Raw genomic sequence first — 19,398 nt, 5'->3', positions numbered from 1 at the left:
CGCCCGGTCCCGTTCCGAACCCGGAAGCTAAGCCCCATCGCGCCGAGAGTACTGCGGGGCCAGCCCGTGGGAGGCCAGGGCGCCGCTGACCGGTGGACGGCACCGAGCCGTGCGCTTGGACTGAGAAGGGGGAGGCCTCGCGGCCTCCCCCTTTTTTGCGTTTGGGCGTTGTAAACTTAAAGCCCCTACGGCTTAATTGTCTTTTCTATTTGAAGAAAATAAAACGAATGACCAGCGCGATTGCCGCGATGGCAATGATCAAGAGCGCGATTTGGAGCCGATGCTGTTTGCGTCGTCTGCTAGACGATATAAATATCGATTTTCCTTGCTTCGGCGTCTCTAAATAGCGGGCAGAATGCGTTAGGGTCTGCTTAGGGCGAGGCTCTCTTCGTTGTTGCTTAGCGGGTGTTTGGGCCTGCTCCTGGTTGCATGCGCTGTTTTTGGATAAGGGGGCATCTTTGAGATACGCCGATTCGCTCGGTGCGACGCCCATATGTTTGCGACCTGATTGAGATTCTTCAAGGGTTTGATAACGATTGCGAGTTACATATTCAGGCTCTGTATCGTCAATAGGCTCTTGGGAAATATGGGGACGATGGTAGCGTATGGTCTGCGGATAGGTTGATTTATCGTTCTGCATCTGATCATACGAATTGTCGGAGGCTTGATCGTCCATGATGCCCTTAGGTTGTCATTAATATTGTGTATACGCTCATTGTAAGCCCCAGCTTTGTTTAGCTAGGGCACATTTGGTATTTAAGGCGCGGTTCAAAGAACCTTGACCTCATTAAACCTTAGTCACACAGACTTAGATATGCTTATAGATAGAGACTCAAAAAACTTTATATCAAAATGTATATATAAGAAATGGATGGGCATATATTAAAGCGTCAAAAGAAGTCCCTGCCACCTAGAAGATGGCTCGGCAGTCCCTTAAAGGAGTGGTAGTCATGGCAAGCATGGTTCCTTATCGTTCGGTTTTTGGTGTTCGTCCCTCTGCTAGCTCGTTGTTCGATCTGTTTGATGATATGACCGATCTGGCAAACAACTCGATCGCCTCCAAGGCGTTTCCCGTTGATGTTGAGGACAAGGGCGACGGTTACGAGGTCAAGGCTTATTTGACCGGCGTCGCGAAGGACGACATCGACGTTGAGCTCAATGAGGGTCGTCTTTCCATTAGCGTGAATGTTGAGGAGAGCGAAGAGAACAAGGACAAGAACTACCTGCAGAAGGAGTTTTGCTCTTACAGCGCGACGCGCGGTGTGTACCTGAAGGATGCTTCGAGCGAGGGCCTTTCTGCAAAGTATGCTGACGGCATCCTTACCGTTACGGTTCCTAAGATTGTCGAGAAGAAGAACGTTACGAAGATTTTCATCGACTAACGTTATCGGCTATTAACATCGGTGCCTGAGTTAAGGGGGCTGGGAAGCGATTCCCGGCCCCCTTTTCTATTTGAGACAGCTTACTGAATGGTCATGGGCCGATATTGCCCGGCGGGACGTATTGTGAGTTTATGTGGCCCCTCAACGCGGGTGGCGGTGCTACCAAGCTCGTTGTCGAGTGTTGCCCCAAGTGAGCTTGCGTAGCTTTTGACGGTAAGGTTTGGGCGATTGTTGTCTTGGCTAATGTGCATCGCGATAAGCTGCTCGGTGCGATCGGTTACCAGCGCGCGTGCGGCCTCGGCGGACTGATCGTTGGAGAGATGCCCTTTTGCAGACAGGATGCGTTCCTGAAGAAAGCGAGGATAGTCTCCTTGACGCAGCATGGCTACATCGTGGTTGCTTTCGAGCGCAAGAATGCGACAGTCCCTGAGCGTATCGATGGCATGCTTCGACAACTCGCCGGTGTCGGTGGCAAAGCCAACCGAATCACCCTGGGTATCAAAACGGTAGCCGACAGGATTGACGACGTCGTGCGATGTCGAATACGTTTGAATGTGGACCCCGGCAATAGAGAGGGCGTCACCTGGGTCGAATTCCTCAACAGACAGATGTGCAAGGCTTTCCTTTGATGCGAGCGTGCCCCTGCTGGAAAAGACCGGTCCGTTCCAATGTTTACACCACACCTCAAGCCCCTTAATGTGGTCGCTGTGCTCATGGGTGACAACAAGGGCGGACACGTCGTCTGCCGAAAGGCCGAGCTCAGCCATGCGTTTGAGTGTTTCGCGGCGGGACAGTCCGTCATCGACCATAATGAGCCCCTGCGGGCCCTCGATGAGTGCGCAGTTGCCTTTAGAGCCGCTGCCGAGGATATGAAGGTGCAGGCGAGACATAAGATTCCAAAGGATACAATGAGTGCTGACGAATAGAGGAGGAAGCGAATGCCAACGGTATCACAGCATTACGGACACCATGCCGTACCTGGGGCAGTCGATGAGACCCGGACGAGGCAGCAGGCTGCTCCTGTGGTGCTCATGGTATCAGGCGGTGCGGACTCGACGGCACTGCTTCTTATGGCGTGCACATCAAAGCTGGATATCCAAGATGGACGCGGCGTTGCCCCCATTGCTCGCGAGCGCCTACATGTGCTTCATGTAAACCATCACCTGCGAGGCAAGGCGTCCGACGGCGACGAGGCCTTTGTGCGCGAGCTCTGCGCACAGTATGGCTTGCCGCTGTGCGTGGAGCACGCCTATTTTGATGGGGAGTCGGGCAATATCGAGGCGGCTGCGCGCGAGGTGCGTTATGCCGCGGCGCGAAGGTATGTTCGCGAGCTTTGTGCCAAGATGGGGGCGCCGAGAACGGCGGCGCGCATCTGCACTGCCCATACCTCTTCAGACCGCGCGGAAACATTTTTGATGAACGCCATTAAGGGGTCGGGCCCTGCTGGGCTCTCGAGCATTCCCCGCCGAAGGAATATTGTGGTACGCCCCTTGCTCGACCTAACTCATGGCGAGCTTGTGGGCTATCTGCAGGTGCATGGTCAGCCGTGGCGCGAGGACGAGAGCAACGAAGACATCACGTATCTGCGAAACTACGTTCGCCACCGGGTAATGCCAGTGCTGGCGCAGCGTAATGCGAGCGTGTGCAAGACGATTGGCGCCGCCTGTGAGATTTTGGGTGATGAGGATGCGTTTCTATCCCAGTTGTCGGCACAGGCGTTTCGAAGCTGCCTGCGCAAAGAGGCAGCGGGCGCGCTGGTGCTTGATGCCAGACGCCTTGCTGCGGCCGAGGTGGTAATCGCGCGGCGCATCGTGCGACTGGCGATTAAACGCATCGATCCGGACGCTCGCCCAGAGATGCGCCATGTGGAGCGAGTCCTCTCCTGTGTTGCCGAGGGTGCGGGTTCGGTTACGCTTCCGGCGGGGATTGACGCACGTGTTGAGTTTGGCATGCTGGCGTTTAAGGCGCCGGCGGCTCGTGAGGGCTTGGTTGCGGACTGGATTACCATACCCGGCCGTATGTCGTTGGGCGGGGGACGTATGCTGGTCACAGAAGCGATAGCCGTTGAGCCGGGATGCGATATCGTGCGCCGCGCCCGTGAGTTTGCGGCTGCTGGGGAAGTGGCAGCTTTGGTGGACGCGGCTGCCCTGGGTTTTGCCAACAGCGATAGCGAGCGGATCTTGGCGGGCTCGCGCGGCGAGGTTCCTGCCGAGGGGCGATTGGCGCGCCTGTGGGTGGACGGTCCCGCACCGGGAGACGTGATGTGCCCGTTAGGCATGAGTGGCCGAAGCAAGAAGGTATCCGACTTGTTGTGCGAGGCTCGTATTCCCGTTTCCGAGCGCACCGGCGTGCCTATGGTAAGGACGGCACCGGGGGGTGTCGTGGTGTGGGTCGCCGGAGTTCGCGCGGACGAACGCTTTAAGTGCACGGCGGCGACGCGTGTGGCCTATCTGCTTCGCGTGGTTGACGCGGATTAGCCCCTCGCACCAGTTTTTCTGTGCGGCGTTGACGGTATTCCCGCGCTGATGGTGCACGGGCTGGAAAAAATACCCCGTGCGCTGCTAGAATGTGTAGTTCGCGTCCATACGGCGGTGTGTGGGCGATTAAGCACAAGAAAGGGTTGTCATGGCTTCTCAACATCCGGATATCGAGAAGGTTCTGTTTACACAGGAGGATATCGACGGTATCGTCTCTCGCCTGGGCGAGGAGATTACGCGCGACTACGCGGGTAAGGATTTGGTGCTGATTGCGGTCTTGCGCGGCGCCGTGGTCTTTATGGGCGACCTGATGCGCAAGATTGAGCTGCCGACCAATATCGATTTCATGGCCGTTTCGAGCTATGGCGACGGTGTGAAGTCCTCGGGCATCGTGCGTATCATCAAAGACCTTGATATCGATATCCGCGGTCGTGACGTGCTGATCGTTGAAGACATTCTGGACTCGGGCCTGACGCTCAAGTATCTGATGAAGAACCTTGAGAGCCGCAAGCCCGCTTCTCTGGAGGTCGCCGCCTTCCTGTGGAAGGACGTTGAGGATCGCATCTCGGCCATTACGCCCAAGTATGTTGGAACCCATTGCCCCGATGCCTTTGTGGTGGGCTACGGCCTCGACTATGCCGAGCGCTATCGCAACCTTCCGTATCTGGGCATTTTGAAACCGGAGGTTTATTCGTAAGATGCCCGACGACCGTAACGACTACAATTCCCAGACACCCCGGGACCCTAAGATTCCGGGGATGCCCGGAGGCAAGAAACCCACACGTACGGGCTGGCTGTATTTTCTTTTGGCTTGCGCACTTCTGGGCTACGCCTTCTTTAATATGGGCTCCGGCTTTGCCAGCTCCAGCAATACCGTTAAGCTCGCGACGAGCGAGATGGTGAGCGCTATCAAGCAGGATCGCGTCGAAGATCTGACCTATACGGTTCAGGACGGAAGCGTGACGGGTCATTACTGGAAGGCGAAAAAGGACAAGGGCGACACGAGTGAGCTCAAGAGCTTTTCCTCGACCTATGTCGGCTCCGATTCGCTTGCCGAGCTCATGGCGGAGCATCCCGACACTAAGTACATCGTCAACACCAACGACCCCGATTTTTGGGGCGACTTGGCGATGAGCGTACTGCCGACGATTGCCCTGATCGCCATCATGTTCTACTTTATGCGCCAGATGATGGGCGCCAATAATAGGAACATGCAGTTTGGCAAGACCAACGCCAAGACCAACGAGGCTACGCGTCCCAAGGTCAAGTTCGAAGACGTTGCCGGCGTGGACGAGGCTGTTGAGGAGCTCGAAGAGATTCGCGATTTCTTAAGCGATCCGGACCGTTATCGCAAGCTGGGTGCCAAGATCCCGCGCGGCGTTTTGCTGGTGGGCCCTCCGGGTACCGGTAAGACGTTACTGGCCAAGGCCGTTGCCGGAGAGGCCGGTGTCCCGTTCTTTAGCATCTCGGGCTCTGACTTTGTCGAGATGTTCGTGGGCGTCGGCGCCAGCCGCGTGCGCGACCTCTTTAAGGAGGCCAAGTCTCAGGCTCCGTCGATCATCTTCATTGACGAGATCGATGCCGTGGGACGTCAGCGCGGAGCCGGTCTGGGCGGCGGTCACGACGAGCGCGAGCAGACGCTCAACCAGCTGCTGGTCGAAATGGACGGTTTTGAGGAAAGCGAATCGGTCATCCTGATCGCCGCGACCAACCGCCCCGATATTCTGGATCCGGCATTGCTGCGCCCCGGTCGTTTTGACCGCCAGGTTACGGTCGACCGCCCGGATGTGAAGGGGCGCGAGCAGATCTTGCGCGTGCATGCCGAGAACAAGCCAATGGATGAGGACGTTAAGTTTGAGAAGCTCGCCCAGATGACCGTTGGCTTTACCGGTGCCGATCTGGCAAACCTGCTCAACGAGTCCGCACTGCTTGCCGCTCGCCGTCATCGCTCCGTGATCTCGATGGACGAGGTCGAAGAATCGATGGAGCGCGTGATTGCAGGACCGCAGCGCAAGGGGCGCGTGATGACCGAAGCCGAGCGCACCACGATTGCCTACCACGAGAGCGGTCATGCTCTGGTGGGTCACATCCTGGAGCACTCCGATCCGGTTCACAAGATTTCGATTGTCAGCCGCGGTCAGGCTCTGGGCTATACGCTGCAGCTTCCGCAGGAGGATCACTTCCTCAAGACCAAGAACGAGATGCTCGACGAGCTTGCCGTGTTCTTGGGCGGTCGCGTTGCCGAGGAGCTCATGTGCGATGACATTACATCGGGCGCGAGCAACGATCTGGAGCGCGCGACCAAGATGGCGCGCGAGATGGTTACGCGTTTGGGCATGAGCGAGGAGCTGGGCACGCAAGTGTTTGGCGAGGCACAGCATCAGGTGTTCCTTGGTCGCGATTATGCCGATCACCAGGATTACTCCGAGGAGACGGCGCGCCGCATCGATATCGAGGTTCAGCGCATCATGCGTGAGGCCCATCGCCGTGCTGTTGAGATTTTGGATGCCCGTCGCGATCAGCTCGATCTGATGGCGAAGGTGCTGCTTGAGCGCGAGACCGTCGAAGGCGACGCCGTGAACGCCCTGCTCGACAACGACTGGGATGCCTACCTTGAGCGCGAGGGCGACATTCTGGCAGCCAAGGAGGAGCGCAACGCCAAGGCGGGCGGCGTGCCGACCAAAAAGCGCACGCCTCGTATGAGCGAGGAGGAGCTGGCGGCTGATGCCGCAGCTTTTGCGCAGGCGGCCATGCAGGAAGATGCCGAAGTCGCATCCGATAGCGCTGACGATGTCGAGGCTGCTGACACAAAAAAGGCCGATGGCGACACCGAGGCCGACGAGTAGTCTTTGTCGCGAGAGCCTCCGCGGGGAAACCTGCGGAGGCTTTTTTTGAGCGATATGGGGCCATCTGTTGATTGGGGACAGACTTAAATGAGCGTTTTCACGCATTTAAGTCTGTCCCCAATTAACATTGCTGCGGTACTTTGCTTGACTAAAGCGTACAATACCGCCTATGCGAAAGGGGAACAGATGATCAACGAAACCATGTTTGCTCGCGGCGCGGAAAGCTCTATCATCCGCGAGATCTTTAGCTATGGACTTGAACGCAAGGCACGGATCGGTGCGGAGAACGTATTCGATTTTTCGCTGGGCAACCCGAGTGTTCCGGCGCCCGCTGCCGTGGCGGAGTCCATCAAAAAGGCCTTGGAGCTGCCGAGCGACCAACTGCACGGATACACGCCCGCACCAGGCCTGCCGCAATGTCGTGTCGCTGTGGCCGAGTCGCTCAACCGTCGTTTTGGCACGAGCTATGAGGGTAAAGATGTCTTTATGACCGTGGGTGCGGCGGCTTCGCTCACCTGCACGCTCAACGCTGTTACCAACCCCGGTGACGAGGTCATTGTTATCGCCCCGTACTTTCCGGAGTATCGCGTGTGGATTGAGAAGGCCGGCTGTACGTGTGTCGAGGCACCCGCCGATGAAGACACGTTCCAGTTGAGTGTGGGCAACGTGCTCAAGGCGATTACTGATAAGACGGCGGCCGTCATTATCGACTCGCCCAACAACCCGACCGGTGCCGTATATACGCGCGACACGCTGACGCGACTGGCCAATATTCTGCGCGAGGTCAATGCCAAGCGTGATCCCGAGAATCCGATTATGCTCATCTCGGATGAGCCGTACCGCGAGATCGTGTACGGTGCCGAGGTGCCCTGGGTACCCTCAATCTACGAGAACACCGTCGTGTGCTATTCGTATTCCAAGTCGCTGTCGCTGCCGGGTGAGCGTGTGGGCTGGATCTTGGTTCCCAACACCAATCCGCAGGCTGCTCGCCTTATGCCGGCCGTCGCCGGTGCCGCCCGTACACTGGGTTTTGTGTGCGCACCGGCGCTCTTCCAGCGCGTGATTATCGACTGCATCGATGAGCCGAGTGATGTCGAAGCCTATGCTCGCAACCGAACGGCGCTCACCGACGCATTGGCGGAGTACGGCTACACCTACGTTGAGCCGGACGGCGCTTTCTATCTGTGGGTGAAGGCGCTCGAGCCCGACGCAAACGCTTTTTGCGAGCGTGCAAAGAAGTACGAGTTGCTCGCGGTGCCTTCGGATAGCTTTGGCATGCCGGGTTGGTTCCGCTTGGGTTATTGCGTGAGTTACGAAACGATTATCAATTCGCTACCCGCTTGGAAACAGTTGGCGGACGAGTATCGTTAAAAGCAGAGCGCTCTGCCTACAATGTTTTACGTGAAACGGGGTTTGGTGTTAAACCGGACCCCGTTGTCATGGACGTTGTGTCTTTGGGATGGAGCGGTTTTACGACTATCGAAGGCTATGCGTACAATGAATATACGCGACGGCCATACCAGATAAGGAGACCTGATGCCCTACCTGCTTTCCTGTGACATTCATACCCATACGATGTTCTCTGCGCATGCATATTCGACCATTGAGGAGAATGTGTACTGGGCGGCAGAGCGTGGCCTGCAGGTGCTTGGATCTGCCGACCATCTGAGCTCTATGGTTACGGCTTGCCCCAATGACCTGCGCAGTTACCAGTTCTTTATCAACCAGGATATATGGCCGCGCATTTGGAGCGGCGTGTTGGTGCTGCGTGGCGCCGAGGCCGATATCGTTTCGCTGGACGGAAGCCTGTTTGGCGAGGACACTCCTGTCACGCTCGATATTGCCGGCGATTCGTACAGCCGTCAGCATTCGCTGTTCGATCGGGTTACGCGTAATTTGGATTATTTGGTTGCAAGCGTGCATAATCCGCAGTTCGCTGAAGGCGCGACGCTGGCCCAGACGACCGAGATGTATATCAATGCCCTGGAGCACCCCAAGGTGTTTATGCTGGGGCATACGGGTCGATCGGGCGTGCCGTTCGATATCGACGAGGTGTTGCTTGCTGCTAAGGCTAAGCACAAGATCATCGAGATCAACAATCACAGTCTTGAGCATGGCGCGGATGCCGAGCATTGGGACGTGTGCCGCAAGATTGCCGAGCGGTGCGCCGAGCTGGGCGTGGGGATTGGCGTCTCGACCGATGCGCACATTGGTATGGCAATTGGTAAGCTCGACCAAGCGCGCAAGATGCTCGACGAGATTCACTTTCCGCTGGATTTGATCGTGACGCGCGACCGCGAGACGCTACTGCGCGAGATGGCGGCAGCCGGCGTGTGTGACCTGCGCAAGAGGATGTAGCGGAGTTCATAAACCAAGTAAGGGGGCGGCCCAGACGGGTCGCCCCCTTCTTGTACCGGTGGATTAGCGGCGCTCGAGGACCGCTACAGTTTCGGTGTGGTCGGTATGGGGGAACATGTCGACGGGCGTGATCTTGAGCAGGCGATAGCCACCGTCGAGGAGCTGGTGCAGGTCACGCTCTTGGGTCACAGGGTTGCAGCTGATATAGGTGATGCGGCGAGGCCTAAGCGCGCAGGCGGCTGCGAGGAACTCGGGGGTAGAGCCGGCACGCGGCGGATCGATGGAAAGGACGGTGACGCGCTCGTTGTTGTCGGCGGCATCTAGGATGTAGTCGGTGGCATCGTCGGCCATAAACCAGGCGCTGCGGGTAAGACCGTTGAGCTCGGCGTTGCGGCGTGCGTCGGCAATGCCCGCCGGGTTGCGCTCCACGCCAAGTAACATGATGCCGATGCCCTTGTTCTGAGCTTCTTTAGCTGCGCAAAGACCGATGGTGCCGCTGCCGCAGTAGGCATCCATGAGAACATCGCCCTGGTGCAGATCCATACCGTCGATAGCGAGCTGGTAGAGCAGCTCGGTCTGCTGCGGGTTGGTCTGGTAGAACGCAGTGGGGGAGATATCGAACTCGCAGCCGAGTAGCTGGTCGCGCATGCATTCAGCGCCATACACGATGTGGGTTTCCTCACCCAGGATGGCGTTGCCAGGGCGTCCGTTGATGTTTTGGGCGACGGTGACGATACGCGGATCGAGTGCGGCGATGGCCTCAAAGAATTCCTGCGCATGCGGCAGGTCGCGCTGGGCGGTAACGAGGGTGATCATGATCTGGTCGGTGCGCCAGCCGCAGCGAACGACGGCATAGCGAAGCAGGCCCAGATGCTTGTCCTCGTTAAAGGCGGGAATGTGCAGGCGCTCGGCCTCACGCGCAATGCCGTTAAGAATCTGACGGGCTCCCGGCGCCTCGACGGGGCATTCGGGAACAGCGACGATTCTGTGCGTGCCGCGCTCAAAAAAGCCGCAGCGGACAGCGCCCCCTTTGCCGGGGGCAAAGGGAGTGGCGGCCTTATGGCGAAAACCACGCGGCGCAGGATATTTGCCCGGGTCGCCCAGAGTAACGTCCATACCGCGAATGGGATCGACGGTTATGCCCTCACGCTCGCAAAGAGCAGCAAAAAGTTCATCCATAGCAGCCTGCTTGGCCGCCAGCTGCTTCTTATAAGGCCTGTTGAGCGCCGTGCATCCACCGCAAGCTTTCATGATGGAACAGGGCGACTTGGGATCAACGGCCTTATGAGCGGACCGGGACGACTCATTATGCGAGCGCTTGGAACGAGCTTGAGGCGCCTTATCCTCGCCCCGACGAGGGCTGGGACGCTTGGTCTTAGCCTTGCCCTTGGCCGACTTACCCTTCGTGTCCTGAGACGACTTGGATTTCTTGGAAGATTTTTTCTCTTCCGACCCCTCAGCCGCCTCGATCAAAGCACGACGAGCCTTACGCTCCGCACGAGATTCTGCCATGAAGTAACCCCACTAATTTATAAATTGAAATCTGAAAGCATTGTACCGTGCCAGGCCAGCGGACGATATGCAAGCGCCCATTTCATGTCAGTGATAAGTCCAACAACGTTTGCCCGCCGGGCGCCGGGGCAGGGGTTAAGTTTATCGCGAGTTCCGCACGAACAGGAGGCCACTTAATGTGGCCTCCGTCGTGAGCAGGACTGTAGAGCAGGAAACTTAACCCCCACACCCCTCACGCGGCGGGCAAACTCGCCTTGTGCTCTATCACGCTAAAGTGTATGATTCTGAACGTTACATGACTCACTTTACTTAGCTAAAGTGCCATCAAGGGGGAATACCATGAATACCGATATGTCTCGTCGTCAGTTTGTTGGTCTAGCCGGCTCGCTCGCCACGGTGCTTGGCCTTGGTCTTGTCGGCTGCGGCGGCGGTGCCGACAAGGGTTCCACTGCCGGCTCTGCTGCGGCAAAGGACGCCAAGGGCGCTGTGGAGTCTAAGAAGCTCGTGGTGGGCTTTGACAAGTCCTATCCTCCGTATGGCTTTGTGGGCGACGATGGCGAGTACACCGGCTTTGATCTCGATTTGGCCAAGGCAGTTGCCGATAAGCAGGGCTGGGAGGTCAAGTACGAGGCCATCGACTGGGACGCCAAGGACACGCTGCTCAACTCGGGTGCCATCAACTGCATCTGGAACGGCTTTACCATGGAGGGCCGCGAGGACGACTACACGTTCTCCGAGCCGTACATGCTCAATGAGCAGGTGCTGGTGGTCAAGAAGGATGCGGGCATCAAGAGTTGGGACGACCTTGCCGGCAAGACCGTGATTACCCAGACCGATTCTGCCGCGCAGGATGTGCTAGAGGGTGACCAGAAGGATCTGGCGGCGACGTTTGCCACGCTCGATACCATCGGCGAGTACAACACGGCTTTTATGCAGCTCGAGAGCGGCGCGGTCGATGCGGTGGCTTGCGACCTTTCGATCGCCCAGTATCAGCTTGCCGCCAAGCCCGATGCCTATACGCAACTTGACAAGCCGCTGTCCAGCGAGCACTACGCCGTTGGCTTTAAAAAGGGCGACACCAAGTCGGCCGACGCCGTGACCGAGTCGCTCAAGGCGCTCTATGAGGACGGTACAGTCAAGGACCTGTGCGACAAGTATGCGAGCTATGGTCTGTCCTTCGATAACTGGGTTTTGAAATAGCCACAGCACCCAACCTTGCGGCTCCAACCCTCCTCGCGTACCAAAGTACGCTTCGTCGGGCTTGTCGCTCGCAATCTTGGGCACTGTGCCTATTTCAATTAACACCTGCTGTTCTGTTGCTGTGAAAGAGAGCTTGGGTTGTCTATTCAGGTCATGATGCAGATGCTTGGCCAGGGTTTCTTGGTCAGTTTGCAGTTGTTTGTGCTCACGCTGTTGGGCTCGATTCCCTTGGGAATTCCCGTGGCGTTCATGCGTATGAGCAGAATCGCGCCGCTGCGTTGGATTGCGCGCATCTACATTTCGGTCATGCGCGGTACGCCGCTCATGCTGCAGATGTTTGCCATCTACTTTGCTCCGTATTATGTCTTTGGTATTTCGCTCACGCCCGATTCCAAGTGGACAGCGTGCGTCGTGGCATTCATCATCAACTATGCCGGCTACTTTGCCGAGATCTATCGCTCGGGTTTGCAGTCTATCCCGCGTGGTCAATATGAGGCCGCCGAGGTGCTGGGTTACTCACGCCTGCAGACGTTTTTGTACATTGTGATGCCGCAGGTCGCCAAGCGCATTTTGCCGGCGATGGGCAACGAAATCATCACGCTGGTCAAGGACACGTCGCTGGCGTTTGCCATCGGCGTGGGGGAGATGTTCTCGACGGCCAAGGCACTGGTTGCCTCGCAAGTGAGCATGGTGCCGTTTGCGATTGCGGCACTGATCTACTGGGTCTTTAACTTTGTGGTCGAGATGCTGCTGGGCGCCGCCGAAAAGCGACTTGACTACTACCACGACTAGCCTGTTCCGTCGTGCTTTTCAACACATGGAGGTTCCCGTGTCCGGAACGGTAATGAATATAACGAGCGCGCGCAAGGCGTTTGGTGGCAATGAGGTGCTCAAGGATATCTCGCTCGAGGTAAAGCGTGGCGAGGTCGTGGCGATTATCGGACCTTCGGGCGGCGGTAAGTCAACGCTGTTGCGCTGCGCCACGCTGCTCGAGACGCTTGACGGCGGCTCGCTTTCGTTTGGTGATCTAGCCGTTGCGACGGATGCGGGATCGGGCACGGTGTATGCGAAAGGCGATGTGCCCAAGCAGGCGCGCTCGCGCTTTGGCCTGGTGTTTCAGAACTACAATTTGTTCCCGCACTATACCGTGATGAAAAACATTACCGACGCTCCGATCCGCGTGCTCAAGCGCCCGCGCGAGCAGGTCGAAGCACGCGCGCGTGAGTTGATCGCGCAGATGGGGCTTACGGGCAACGAGAACAAGGTGCCATGCGAGCTTTCGGGCGGTCAGCAGCAACGTGTGAGTATTGCGCGCGCCTTGGCGCTCGATCCAGAGATCTTGTTCTTCGATGAGCCGACCTCGGCACTCGATCCCGAGCTAACGGCCGAGGTGCTGCGCGTCATTAAAGACCTTGCCGCGCAGAATATGACGATGGTGATCGTGACCCATGCGATGCAGTTTGCGCGCGATGTTGCCGATCGCGTGGTCTTTATGGACGGCGGTCGCATTGTAGAGGAGGGTCCTGCCGAGCAGGTTATCGGCCATCCGCGCGAACGGCGCACGCGCGAGTTCCTGAGCCGTATCGAGGGCTAGGCTCAAGTAGACATTGAGGCGAAGCCGCTGCAGGTCTTATGGCCTGTGGCGGTTTTTATTTGCGCCGATGGGGCTTAATAACCGCCTCAGGCGTTTGCCCCCTCCTCTCGCCGTCCGTATTCATACGTGCGCCGAAAGGTGTGCATGGACAGTCGCCCGCGAGGGTAGGGTGGTGGCATAGGACATTTGGAGGGTGAGCCGGATCGGCTGCCGACCATGCTGCTCCCGGGACGGCATCGACCGCGAACTCTCCCCGTTGGCGTCGCGCATTGCGCGCGGCCCTGCAAGGAGGTCATCATGGGTGCTCCCAAGACCGGTAATGTAAGGAACGTGGTGCTCGTAGGCCAAGGTGGGGTGGGCAAGACTTCACTCGCCGAGGCCATGCTCCACCTTTCCGGCAAGACCGCCCGCCTGGGCGGCCACGACGGCACCAAGCCCACGCTCGACTATGACCCCGAAGAGGTCAAGCGTGCGTTTTCCATCTCGACGACCATTGCACCGATCGACTGGAAGGGTGCGCGCATCAATGTGCTCGATGCCCCGTGCTACCCCGATTTTATCGGCGACGCCTTTGCCGCGATGAGCGTCTGCGAGACGGCTCTGTTTGTGGTCGACGCCGAGGCCGGCCCGCAGCCTACGACGGTTAAGCTCTGGTATGCCGCCGAGGACTTGCGTCTGGCGCGTGCGGTGTTCGTAAACCGCCTGTCGCGCTCCGAGGCCAGCTTTGCGACCACGATGGACCTGCTGCAGGAGCGCTTTGGCACGCGCCTGGGCGCCGTGACCCTTCCCTGGGGCGAGGGCGAGGACTTTGACGGTATCATTGACCTGGTGCGCATGAAGGCGCGCCATTGCAACGGCGCCGAAGCCGTTGAGTCGGAGATTCCCGAGGAGTATCGTGCCCAGGCCGAGGAGGCCCATGACCATCTGTGCGAGCTGGTGTCCGAGGCTGACGACGAACTGATGATGAAGTACTTGGAAGGCGAGGAGACGCTGACGCAGGAGGAGCTTGAAGGCCTGCTGTCGAAGGCGATCGCCGAGCGCATCTTTGTGCCGGTCTTTGCGGGCGATTGCATTAAGGAGCAGGGCGTCAACTCGCTGATGGACGACATCGCCACGTACTTCCCGGCGCCGACGGACTACGGCGAGATGCCGCTCATCGACGGTGATTCGCTCAAGATTTCGAGCGATGATGACCGCCCGGTGGCGTTTGTGTTTAAGACCCTGGCCGATCCTCAGCAGGGTCGCATCAGCTTCATCAAGGTGCTGACGGGCACGCTTGAGCCGGGCCTTGAGCTGATCAACGCGCGCACCCGCAAGAGCGATCGTCTGGCTCACCTGTATGTGATGTGCGGCCGCGACATGACCGAGGTCGGTCACGCCTATGCCGGCGATATCATCGTGGCGCCCAAGCTGGCGGCCGAGACGGGCGATACGCTCTCGATTACCGGCAAGGTCGAGGCTGCGGCGTTTAAGTTCCCCAACTCTCAGTACCGCATCGCCATCGAGGCCGAGAATCGCGGCGACGAAGAGAAGCTCTACACGTTTATCGAGAAGGCATGCAAGGCCGATCCGACCATGAGCATCGACCGCGACGAGGAGACCGGCCAGACCATCATTTCGGCGGTGGGCGAGGCGCAGGTTTCGGTCCTGCTCAATCGTCTTGAGGACCGTACCAAGGTCGCGGCCAAGAGCGTGCCGATTCGCATCCCGTATCGCGAGACCATTCGCCGCACGGCAACTGCCCAGGGCCGCCACAAGAAGCAGACTGGCGGCGCCGGACAGTATGGTGACTGCTGGCTGCGCGTAGAGCCGCTCATTGGGCCCGACGGTACGAGCGACGGCTATGAGTTTGTGGACGAGGTCGTAGGCGGCCGCATTCCGCGCTCGCTCATTCCCGCCGTGGACAAGGGCGTTCAGGAGACCATGAAGGACGGCATCATTGCCGGCTACCCGCTTACGGGCATTCGCGTGGCTGTGTACGACGGCTCGTATCACAGCGTCGACTCCAACGAGATGGCGTTCCGCGCGGCGGCTCGCATCGGCCTGCGCAAGGCATGCGCCGACGCCGACCCGGTGGTGCTGGAGCCCATCGAGGAAATCACGGTGACTATTCCCGAGAGCTACGCCGGCGCCGTGATGGGCGACATCTCGGCCTCGCGCGGTCGCGTGACGGGTATGGAGACCGATGAGCGCGGAGACACCGTGGTCATCGCTCAGGCGCCTCTCGCCGAGCTGACGGATTACTCGACGCGTCTGCGCTCCATCACGCGCGGCACGGGCGACTTTACCATGAAGCCTGCGGGCTATGAGCAGGTGCCTTATGACGTTCAGGCCAAGCTGGTCGAGCGCTATGAGGAGGGCCGTGCCAAGTAGCGTTGGGCGTTGCCTGTAACATACATGCCGATGCAAGGGCCGCTCTGGCCAATCCAGGGCGGCCCTTTTTGATCCCTGGGGGATGGAGGAAAACGGTTCATTTTAAGTTTTGGGGCAGCTTGGCCGGCCCTAGTCTCCCGAGGCCTGATTGCGGCCGGTAGCGTAGTCGATCTGCACATGCGGCTGCAGGTTGTAGCAGTACACGTGGAAGCACAGGGTCTTGCCGTGGTCCTCGACCGATTGCGCCTCAAGACGCACGCCACGGCAGACGAGTTCCTCTTCGTTGTACATGGGCGTGACACGGTAGAGCACATGGTTGCCCGTCTCGCGGATGTAGCCGAGAATCTGCTCCTCAAATGGCAGCATGCCCGTTTCGTTGAGATAACGCGTGCCGGTGAGGAGATTCTTGCGGTTGGCGTTTTCGCCGCAGAGCGACCAAGCGATGAGATGGCAGCGGTTGTAGAGGCTCTGGCCCGGAATAAAGTCGTAGCGCTGCTGGCGCCATCCAGCGGGATGGATACGCGAGATATCGCCGCGCTCGCCTTGACCGAGCGATTCGGGGCCCACGCAAGCGAGCGCTTTGCGGGTGCGGCCCAGGCTGTCGAGCTTGGAGAACTTCTTAAAGCAGCCCTCTTCGGCGGCGTGCTCGTATTCATCGAGCGTGAATGATGGTGTGCCCAACGGGTGCGTGCTGTCGGCTCGCAGGGCAACATAGGGGTTGCCCGCGTAGTCAGGAATGCTGCTGAGGTATACGCCGCGGGCGCGGTCGAGATTGGGGTTTTCGACCTCGTCGATGGGGGTGGCGGCGCTGTCCGCGGAAGCGTCATCACCGGTGTCGGGTGCGACGGAATGTGGCTTGTCGCCAGAGTTCGGGCTGTTTTGGGAGTCTGTGGAGTTTGCCGTTCCCGATTCGAGTCGGGCAACCAGGTCTGCCTCGTCGTCGGTGCGGCTGGGACTCTCGTCTTGCTTCTCGGCCAGAGCCGCCGCCTGTTCATCACTTTGCGGCGAGAGCAGTCTGGGCGCCCCGTCGAGCGATCCCGTAAACAGCGCAAATCCCAGCACCACAGCGGTGCCGATAGAAAGTGCTTGCTTGTAGGCGGACTTGCGCGACATGGTGACTCCTGGACGGACGGTTGGGAGTCTACCAGTCTAGCAGGAGCCGGCAGGGGCCGTTCTGTCGAACAAATACTTAAGATTTGGGACAAACGCTACGGATTCATTTGCCTCATATGGAGCTGCAGCGGTTATACATGTGGGGCTATTCGGCGTTTCCCCAGATAAAACCTGCCAAAATAAACCTGTCCCTTTTTGGCAGGCTAATCGTGAGTTATTTCACCGCAACTTAGGGCACGGTTAGGAAGTGTGCACCTTAAAGAGTGGAGCCCTTGATTAGAGAGATTGCGCTCGTCTCTCTAAATATCTCTTTAAAGAGAAGGTCAGTTAAAGAGATAACATTAGGAAATCTAGCAGTGAATTTGATGCAACTCTCTAAATTTCTCTCTAAAATAAGATGCCTATCTCTCTAAAGTTAGAGAGATATACTATACTTTAGAGAGATAAATCTATCGTTTTAGAGAGACGGAATGCCAATGCTGCTGGATGAACCTCTTGGCCTTATTGTTGAGCGTCTTCGCAGGCGGGGGACTGATGACGAATCGGTAGAAGTTAAAGCCTGCACGAATAAATTGAGCGCAGACGTATGGGAGACAGTGAGCGCTTTTGCGAACACTGCGGGTGGGCTCATTATTTTGGGCCTGAACGAAGCCGAAGGATTTGTTCCTTCGGCTCACTTTGCTATCGATAGGGTGCGCGATCAGTTTGTTTCGGGTATCGGAGACGGAGGCTCAGCGGCGGTGGTGACCCATGCGCCGCGGTACGAGCTTGATCGAGGCGAGGTCGACGGGCTCCAGGTGCTTCTGGTGCGCATCTTTGAACTTGAGCTTAAAGCGAAGCCTTGCTATATCGGCGCGCGCGGCGTGCAGAACGGTAGCTACAAGCGCGTGGATGATAAAGATATCAAGATGTCACCCGCTGAGCTATATGAGCTGCAGAGCGCGTTGCTTCCGAGCGATGCAGACGGTACGGTGGTTTCGGAGGCAACGGTCGAGGATTTGGATCCAGATGTCGTGCGGTCTATTATCGCAAATCGCCGGCTGCAGACCCCGCGCGTTTTGCGCGGGGCCGATACGCTGGAAAAGCAGCTGGTCAGACTCAATATCACTACAAAGGATGGCGCCGTGAAGCTCGCGGGGCTTCTGTCGGCGGGAATTTACCCCCAGCAGTTCTATCCCAAACTGATGATCGATGTCGCCGTTCATTCCGATGTGGAAAAATCTGCACCCGGGCAACCCCGGTTTATTGACCGCCAGTTGTGCGATGGCCCGATTCCGGCTTGCATCGAAGATGCCCTTGCCGCGATTGGACGAAGCTTGCGCAAAGCGACGATAGTGCAAGGCGCTGGCAGAAGGGAGGATTGGGAAGTTCCCCAGGAGGTTTTGCGCGAGGCCTTGGCAAACGCCTGCATCCATCGAGAATATTCGCCCATGTTTGTGGGGCAGGCCGTGAGTGTCGATATCTATCCAGACAGAATAGAGATCAAAAACCCCGGTGGGCTTTGGGGTGGAAAGACGGTGGACAATCTTGCAGACGGGGAATCGCGCTGCCGAAACCCAAAGCTCATGAGCCTAATGGGGGCGACGCCGTTAGAGCATGCCGAGGGGGCCGTTGCAGAAAGCCAGGGATCTGGTATCCCGGCTATGATTCGCGAGATGGAGTCTCGTTCGCTTGGAAGGCCGAAATTTATCGTTAAGGCCGATTCGTTTACGGTGCTGCTTTCCCGGCACGGGGCGGAGCTTGCTGAAAACCGCACGTGGATTCAGAGCCATGTGGGCACCGAGCTGACGGATCGCGAGGAAACATTGCTCATGTTTATGCGGGAGCATGGGTGCGTATGCGATGTTCAAAAAATACGAGAGGCCCTGAAGTGGGATTCGGATGACATTCGCCTGATCTGCGGGGATCTTGTCGATAAACATGTCCTGTCAAAATGTGGCAAAGACACGTTTGAGATTATCGATATGAGCAGAGAACCGTCAGCTTCGACGGCGGATAGGATCCTGGAGGCTCTCAGCGCCGAAGTGGATATGACGGCGCGAGAAATAGCGGTTGCATCGGGGGTCAAAATTTCGTCCGTCCGCTACCATCTGCCAAAAATGGCGGATAAAGGGCTCATCGAAGTAATGGGTTCATCGACGAGCCGCAACCGCCGCTATCGGAAGAAGTAGATGCAGCCGAATGCCCCTCTATCGTCTCTCGAAGTTTGATGGGTGCTAGAGGGGCGACTGCCTCGCGATATTTTCCCAAGATAAAACCTGCCAAAACAAACCTGTCCCTTATTGGCAGGTCTGCGGGTTAATGCCCGCCAAACGAAGTTGCGGTGGAATAGTTCCTGTTTGGGCCCGATGGGCCGCAAAACAGGAACTATTCCACCGCAACTCTTCGGGATGCGCTACTGGTTCATGTTGCCGTGGATGTAGGGGGTGACCTCGGGGGAGATGTGGGCGCAGCCCAGCTCGCGCAGCGCGGACTCGATGGCGGCGGGCAGCGGGGTCTTGCCCTCGGCATTGACGGTAGCACCGCCGAGAGCGGCAATCTTG

Annotated in this window: 15 protein-coding genes and 1 rRNA gene; 12 read left to right on the top strand and 4 right to left on the bottom strand. The window is 58.0% G+C overall.

Features of this window, described 5'->3' with window-relative positions; all coding sequences use genetic code 11:
* Nucleotides 1-91 (top strand): 5S ribosomal RNA (gene rrf / locus ACTQ0H_RS08310); the annotation flags it as partial.
* Between the two features lie 114 nt (nt 92-205).
* Here rrf and ACTQ0H_RS08305 read toward each other — a convergent pair.
* Nucleotides 206-676, bottom strand: coding sequence for a hypothetical protein (locus ACTQ0H_RS08305; RefSeq protein WP_154517745.1), 471 nt, complete (start codon nt 674-676; stop codon nt 206-208).
* 274 nt (nt 677-950) lie between these two features.
* Between ACTQ0H_RS08305 and ACTQ0H_RS08300 the strand changes: the two genes are divergently transcribed.
* A complete protein-coding gene (locus tag ACTQ0H_RS08300) occupies nt 951-1,382 on the top strand; it encodes an Hsp20 family protein (RefSeq protein ID WP_427728790.1) in 432 nt (143 codons plus the stop codon).
* Between the two features lie 80 nt (nt 1,383-1,462).
* Here ACTQ0H_RS08300 and ACTQ0H_RS08295 read toward each other — a convergent pair whose 3' ends face one another.
* Nucleotides 1,463-2,272, bottom strand: coding sequence for an MBL fold metallo-hydrolase (locus tag ACTQ0H_RS08295; protein ID WP_441538649.1), 810 nt, complete (start codon nt 2,270-2,272; stop codon nt 1,463-1,465).
* Nucleotides 2,273-2,320: 48 nt separating this feature from the next.
* Between ACTQ0H_RS08295 and tilS the strand changes: the two genes are divergently transcribed.
* The 5 genes from tilS (at nt 2,321) to ACTQ0H_RS08270 (ending at nt 9,063) form a co-directional block, all read left to right on the top strand.
* Nucleotides 2,321-3,859 (top strand): tRNA lysidine(34) synthetase TilS, encoded by a 1,539-nt coding sequence (gene tilS / locus ACTQ0H_RS08290; protein WP_441538651.1) that lies wholly within the window; start codon nt 2,321-2,323, stop codon nt 3,857-3,859.
* A gap of 148 nt (nt 3,860-4,007) precedes the next feature.
* The gene (hpt, locus tag ACTQ0H_RS08285; protein WP_154517754.1) at nt 4,008-4,556 is read left to right on the top strand and encodes a hypoxanthine phosphoribosyltransferase; all 549 of its coding nucleotides are present in this window, start codon (nt 4,008-4,010) and stop codon (nt 4,554-4,556) included.
* 1 nt (nt 4,557) lies between these two features.
* Nucleotides 4,558-6,705, top strand: a complete 2,148-nt coding sequence (ftsH, locus tag ACTQ0H_RS08280) for an ATP-dependent zinc metalloprotease FtsH (RefSeq protein ID WP_441049310.1) — start codon at nt 4,558-4,560, stop codon at nt 6,703-6,705.
* A gap of 186 nt (nt 6,706-6,891) precedes the next feature.
* Complete coding sequence (locus tag ACTQ0H_RS08275; protein WP_441538653.1) at nt 6,892-8,076, top strand: pyridoxal phosphate-dependent aminotransferase; 1,185 nt, start codon at nt 6,892-6,894, stop codon at nt 8,074-8,076.
* A gap of 165 nt (nt 8,077-8,241) precedes the next feature.
* Nucleotides 8,242-9,063 carry a phosphatase gene (locus tag ACTQ0H_RS08270; protein WP_154517764.1) on the top strand — a complete coding sequence of 274 codons (822 nt, stop codon included), beginning with the start codon at nt 8,242-8,244 and terminating at the stop codon, nt 9,061-9,063.
* Nucleotides 9,064-9,126: 63 nt separating this feature from the next.
* On the opposite strand, the gene rlmD is transcribed toward ACTQ0H_RS08270, so the two are convergent.
* A complete protein-coding gene (rlmD, locus tag ACTQ0H_RS08265; protein WP_441538655.1) occupies nt 9,127-10,575 on the bottom strand; it encodes a 23S rRNA (uracil(1939)-C(5))-methyltransferase RlmD in 1,449 nt (482 codons plus the stop codon).
* A gap of 339 nt (nt 10,576-10,914) precedes the next feature.
* Between rlmD and ACTQ0H_RS08260 the strand changes: the two genes are divergently transcribed.
* The 4 genes from ACTQ0H_RS08260 (at nt 10,915) to ACTQ0H_RS08245 (ending at nt 15,742) form a co-directional block, all read left to right on the top strand.
* The gene (locus ACTQ0H_RS08260; RefSeq protein ID WP_441048882.1) at nt 10,915-11,775 is read left to right on the top strand and encodes a transporter substrate-binding domain-containing protein; all 861 of its coding nucleotides are present in this window, start codon (nt 10,915-10,917) and stop codon (nt 11,773-11,775) included.
* Between the two features lie 138 nt (nt 11,776-11,913).
* On the top strand, nt 11,914-12,567 hold the full coding sequence (locus ACTQ0H_RS08255; protein WP_154517772.1) for an amino acid ABC transporter permease: 654 nt from the start codon (nt 11,914-11,916) through the stop codon (nt 12,565-12,567).
* Nucleotides 12,568-12,604: 37 nt separating this feature from the next.
* Nucleotides 12,605-13,369: an amino acid ABC transporter ATP-binding protein gene (locus ACTQ0H_RS08250; RefSeq protein ID WP_427719752.1), complete on the top strand. Its 765-nt coding sequence runs from the start codon at nt 12,605-12,607 to the stop codon at nt 13,367-13,369.
* Nucleotides 13,370-13,666: 297 nt separating this feature from the next.
* The gene (locus tag ACTQ0H_RS08245; RefSeq protein ID WP_154517778.1) at nt 13,667-15,742 is read left to right on the top strand and encodes an elongation factor G; all 2,076 of its coding nucleotides are present in this window, start codon (nt 13,667-13,669) and stop codon (nt 15,740-15,742) included.
* Between the two features lie 129 nt (nt 15,743-15,871).
* Here ACTQ0H_RS08245 and ACTQ0H_RS08240 read toward each other — a convergent pair whose 3' ends face one another.
* Nucleotides 15,872-16,855: a DNA/RNA non-specific endonuclease gene (locus ACTQ0H_RS08240; RefSeq protein WP_441538658.1), complete on the bottom strand. Its 984-nt coding sequence runs from the start codon at nt 16,853-16,855 to the stop codon at nt 15,872-15,874.
* 470 nt (nt 16,856-17,325) lie between these two features.
* Between ACTQ0H_RS08240 and ACTQ0H_RS08235 the strand changes: the two genes are divergently transcribed.
* On the top strand, nt 17,326-19,026 hold the full coding sequence (locus ACTQ0H_RS08235; protein ID WP_441538659.1) for an ATP-binding protein: 1,701 nt from the start codon (nt 17,326-17,328) through the stop codon (nt 19,024-19,026).
* Nucleotides 19,027-19,398 lie beyond the last annotated feature (372 nt).

Origin of the sequence: Collinsella sp. LCP21S3_A3 (genome assembly GCF_052118905.1) — a bacterium.
GTDB lineage: Bacteria > Actinomycetota > Coriobacteriia > Coriobacteriales > Coriobacteriaceae > Collinsella.
The sequence above is the reverse complement of the archived record's forward strand: the minus strand, read 5'-3'. Positions and strand labels throughout refer to the sequence as shown.

Excerpts from the sequence above, each read along its gene's own strand:
- ACTQ0H_RS08275 (WP_441538653.1), top strand. The coding sequence starts at position 6,892 with ATGATCAACGAAACCATGTTTGCTCGCGGCGCGGAAAGCTCTATCATC.
- ACTQ0H_RS08240 (WP_441538658.1), bottom strand. The coding sequence starts at position 16,855 with ATGTCGCGCAAGTCCGCCTACAAGCAAGCACTTTCTATCGGCACCGCT.
- ACTQ0H_RS08260 (WP_441048882.1), top strand. The coding sequence starts at position 10,915 with ATGAATACCGATATGTCTCGTCGTCAGTTTGTTGGTCTAGCCGGCTCG.
- ACTQ0H_RS08235 (WP_441538659.1), top strand. The coding sequence starts at position 17,326 with ATGCCAATGCTGCTGGATGAACCTCTTGGCCTTATTGTTGAGCGTCTT.
- ACTQ0H_RS08270 (WP_154517764.1), top strand. The coding sequence starts at position 8,242 with ATGCCCTACCTGCTTTCCTGTGACATTCATACCCATACGATGTTCTCT.
- ftsH (WP_441049310.1), top strand. The coding sequence starts at position 4,558 with ATGCCCGACGACCGTAACGACTACAATTCCCAGACACCCCGGGACCCT.
- ACTQ0H_RS08300 (WP_427728790.1), top strand. The coding sequence starts at position 951 with ATGGCAAGCATGGTTCCTTATCGTTCGGTTTTTGGTGTTCGTCCCTCT.
- ACTQ0H_RS08295 (WP_441538649.1), bottom strand. The coding sequence starts at position 2,272 with ATGTCTCGCCTGCACCTTCATATCCTCGGCAGCGGCTCTAAAGGCAAC.
- ACTQ0H_RS08245 (WP_154517778.1), top strand. The coding sequence starts at position 13,667 with ATGGGTGCTCCCAAGACCGGTAATGTAAGGAACGTGGTGCTCGTAGGC.
- ACTQ0H_RS08305 (WP_154517745.1), bottom strand. The coding sequence starts at position 676 with ATGGACGATCAAGCCTCCGACAATTCGTATGATCAGATGCAGAACGAT.
- hpt (WP_154517754.1), top strand. The coding sequence starts at position 4,008 with ATGGCTTCTCAACATCCGGATATCGAGAAGGTTCTGTTTACACAGGAG.
- tilS (WP_441538651.1), top strand. The coding sequence starts at position 2,321 with ATGCCAACGGTATCACAGCATTACGGACACCATGCCGTACCTGGGGCA.
- rlmD (WP_441538655.1), bottom strand. The coding sequence starts at position 10,575 with ATGGCAGAATCTCGTGCGGAGCGTAAGGCTCGTCGTGCTTTGATCGAG.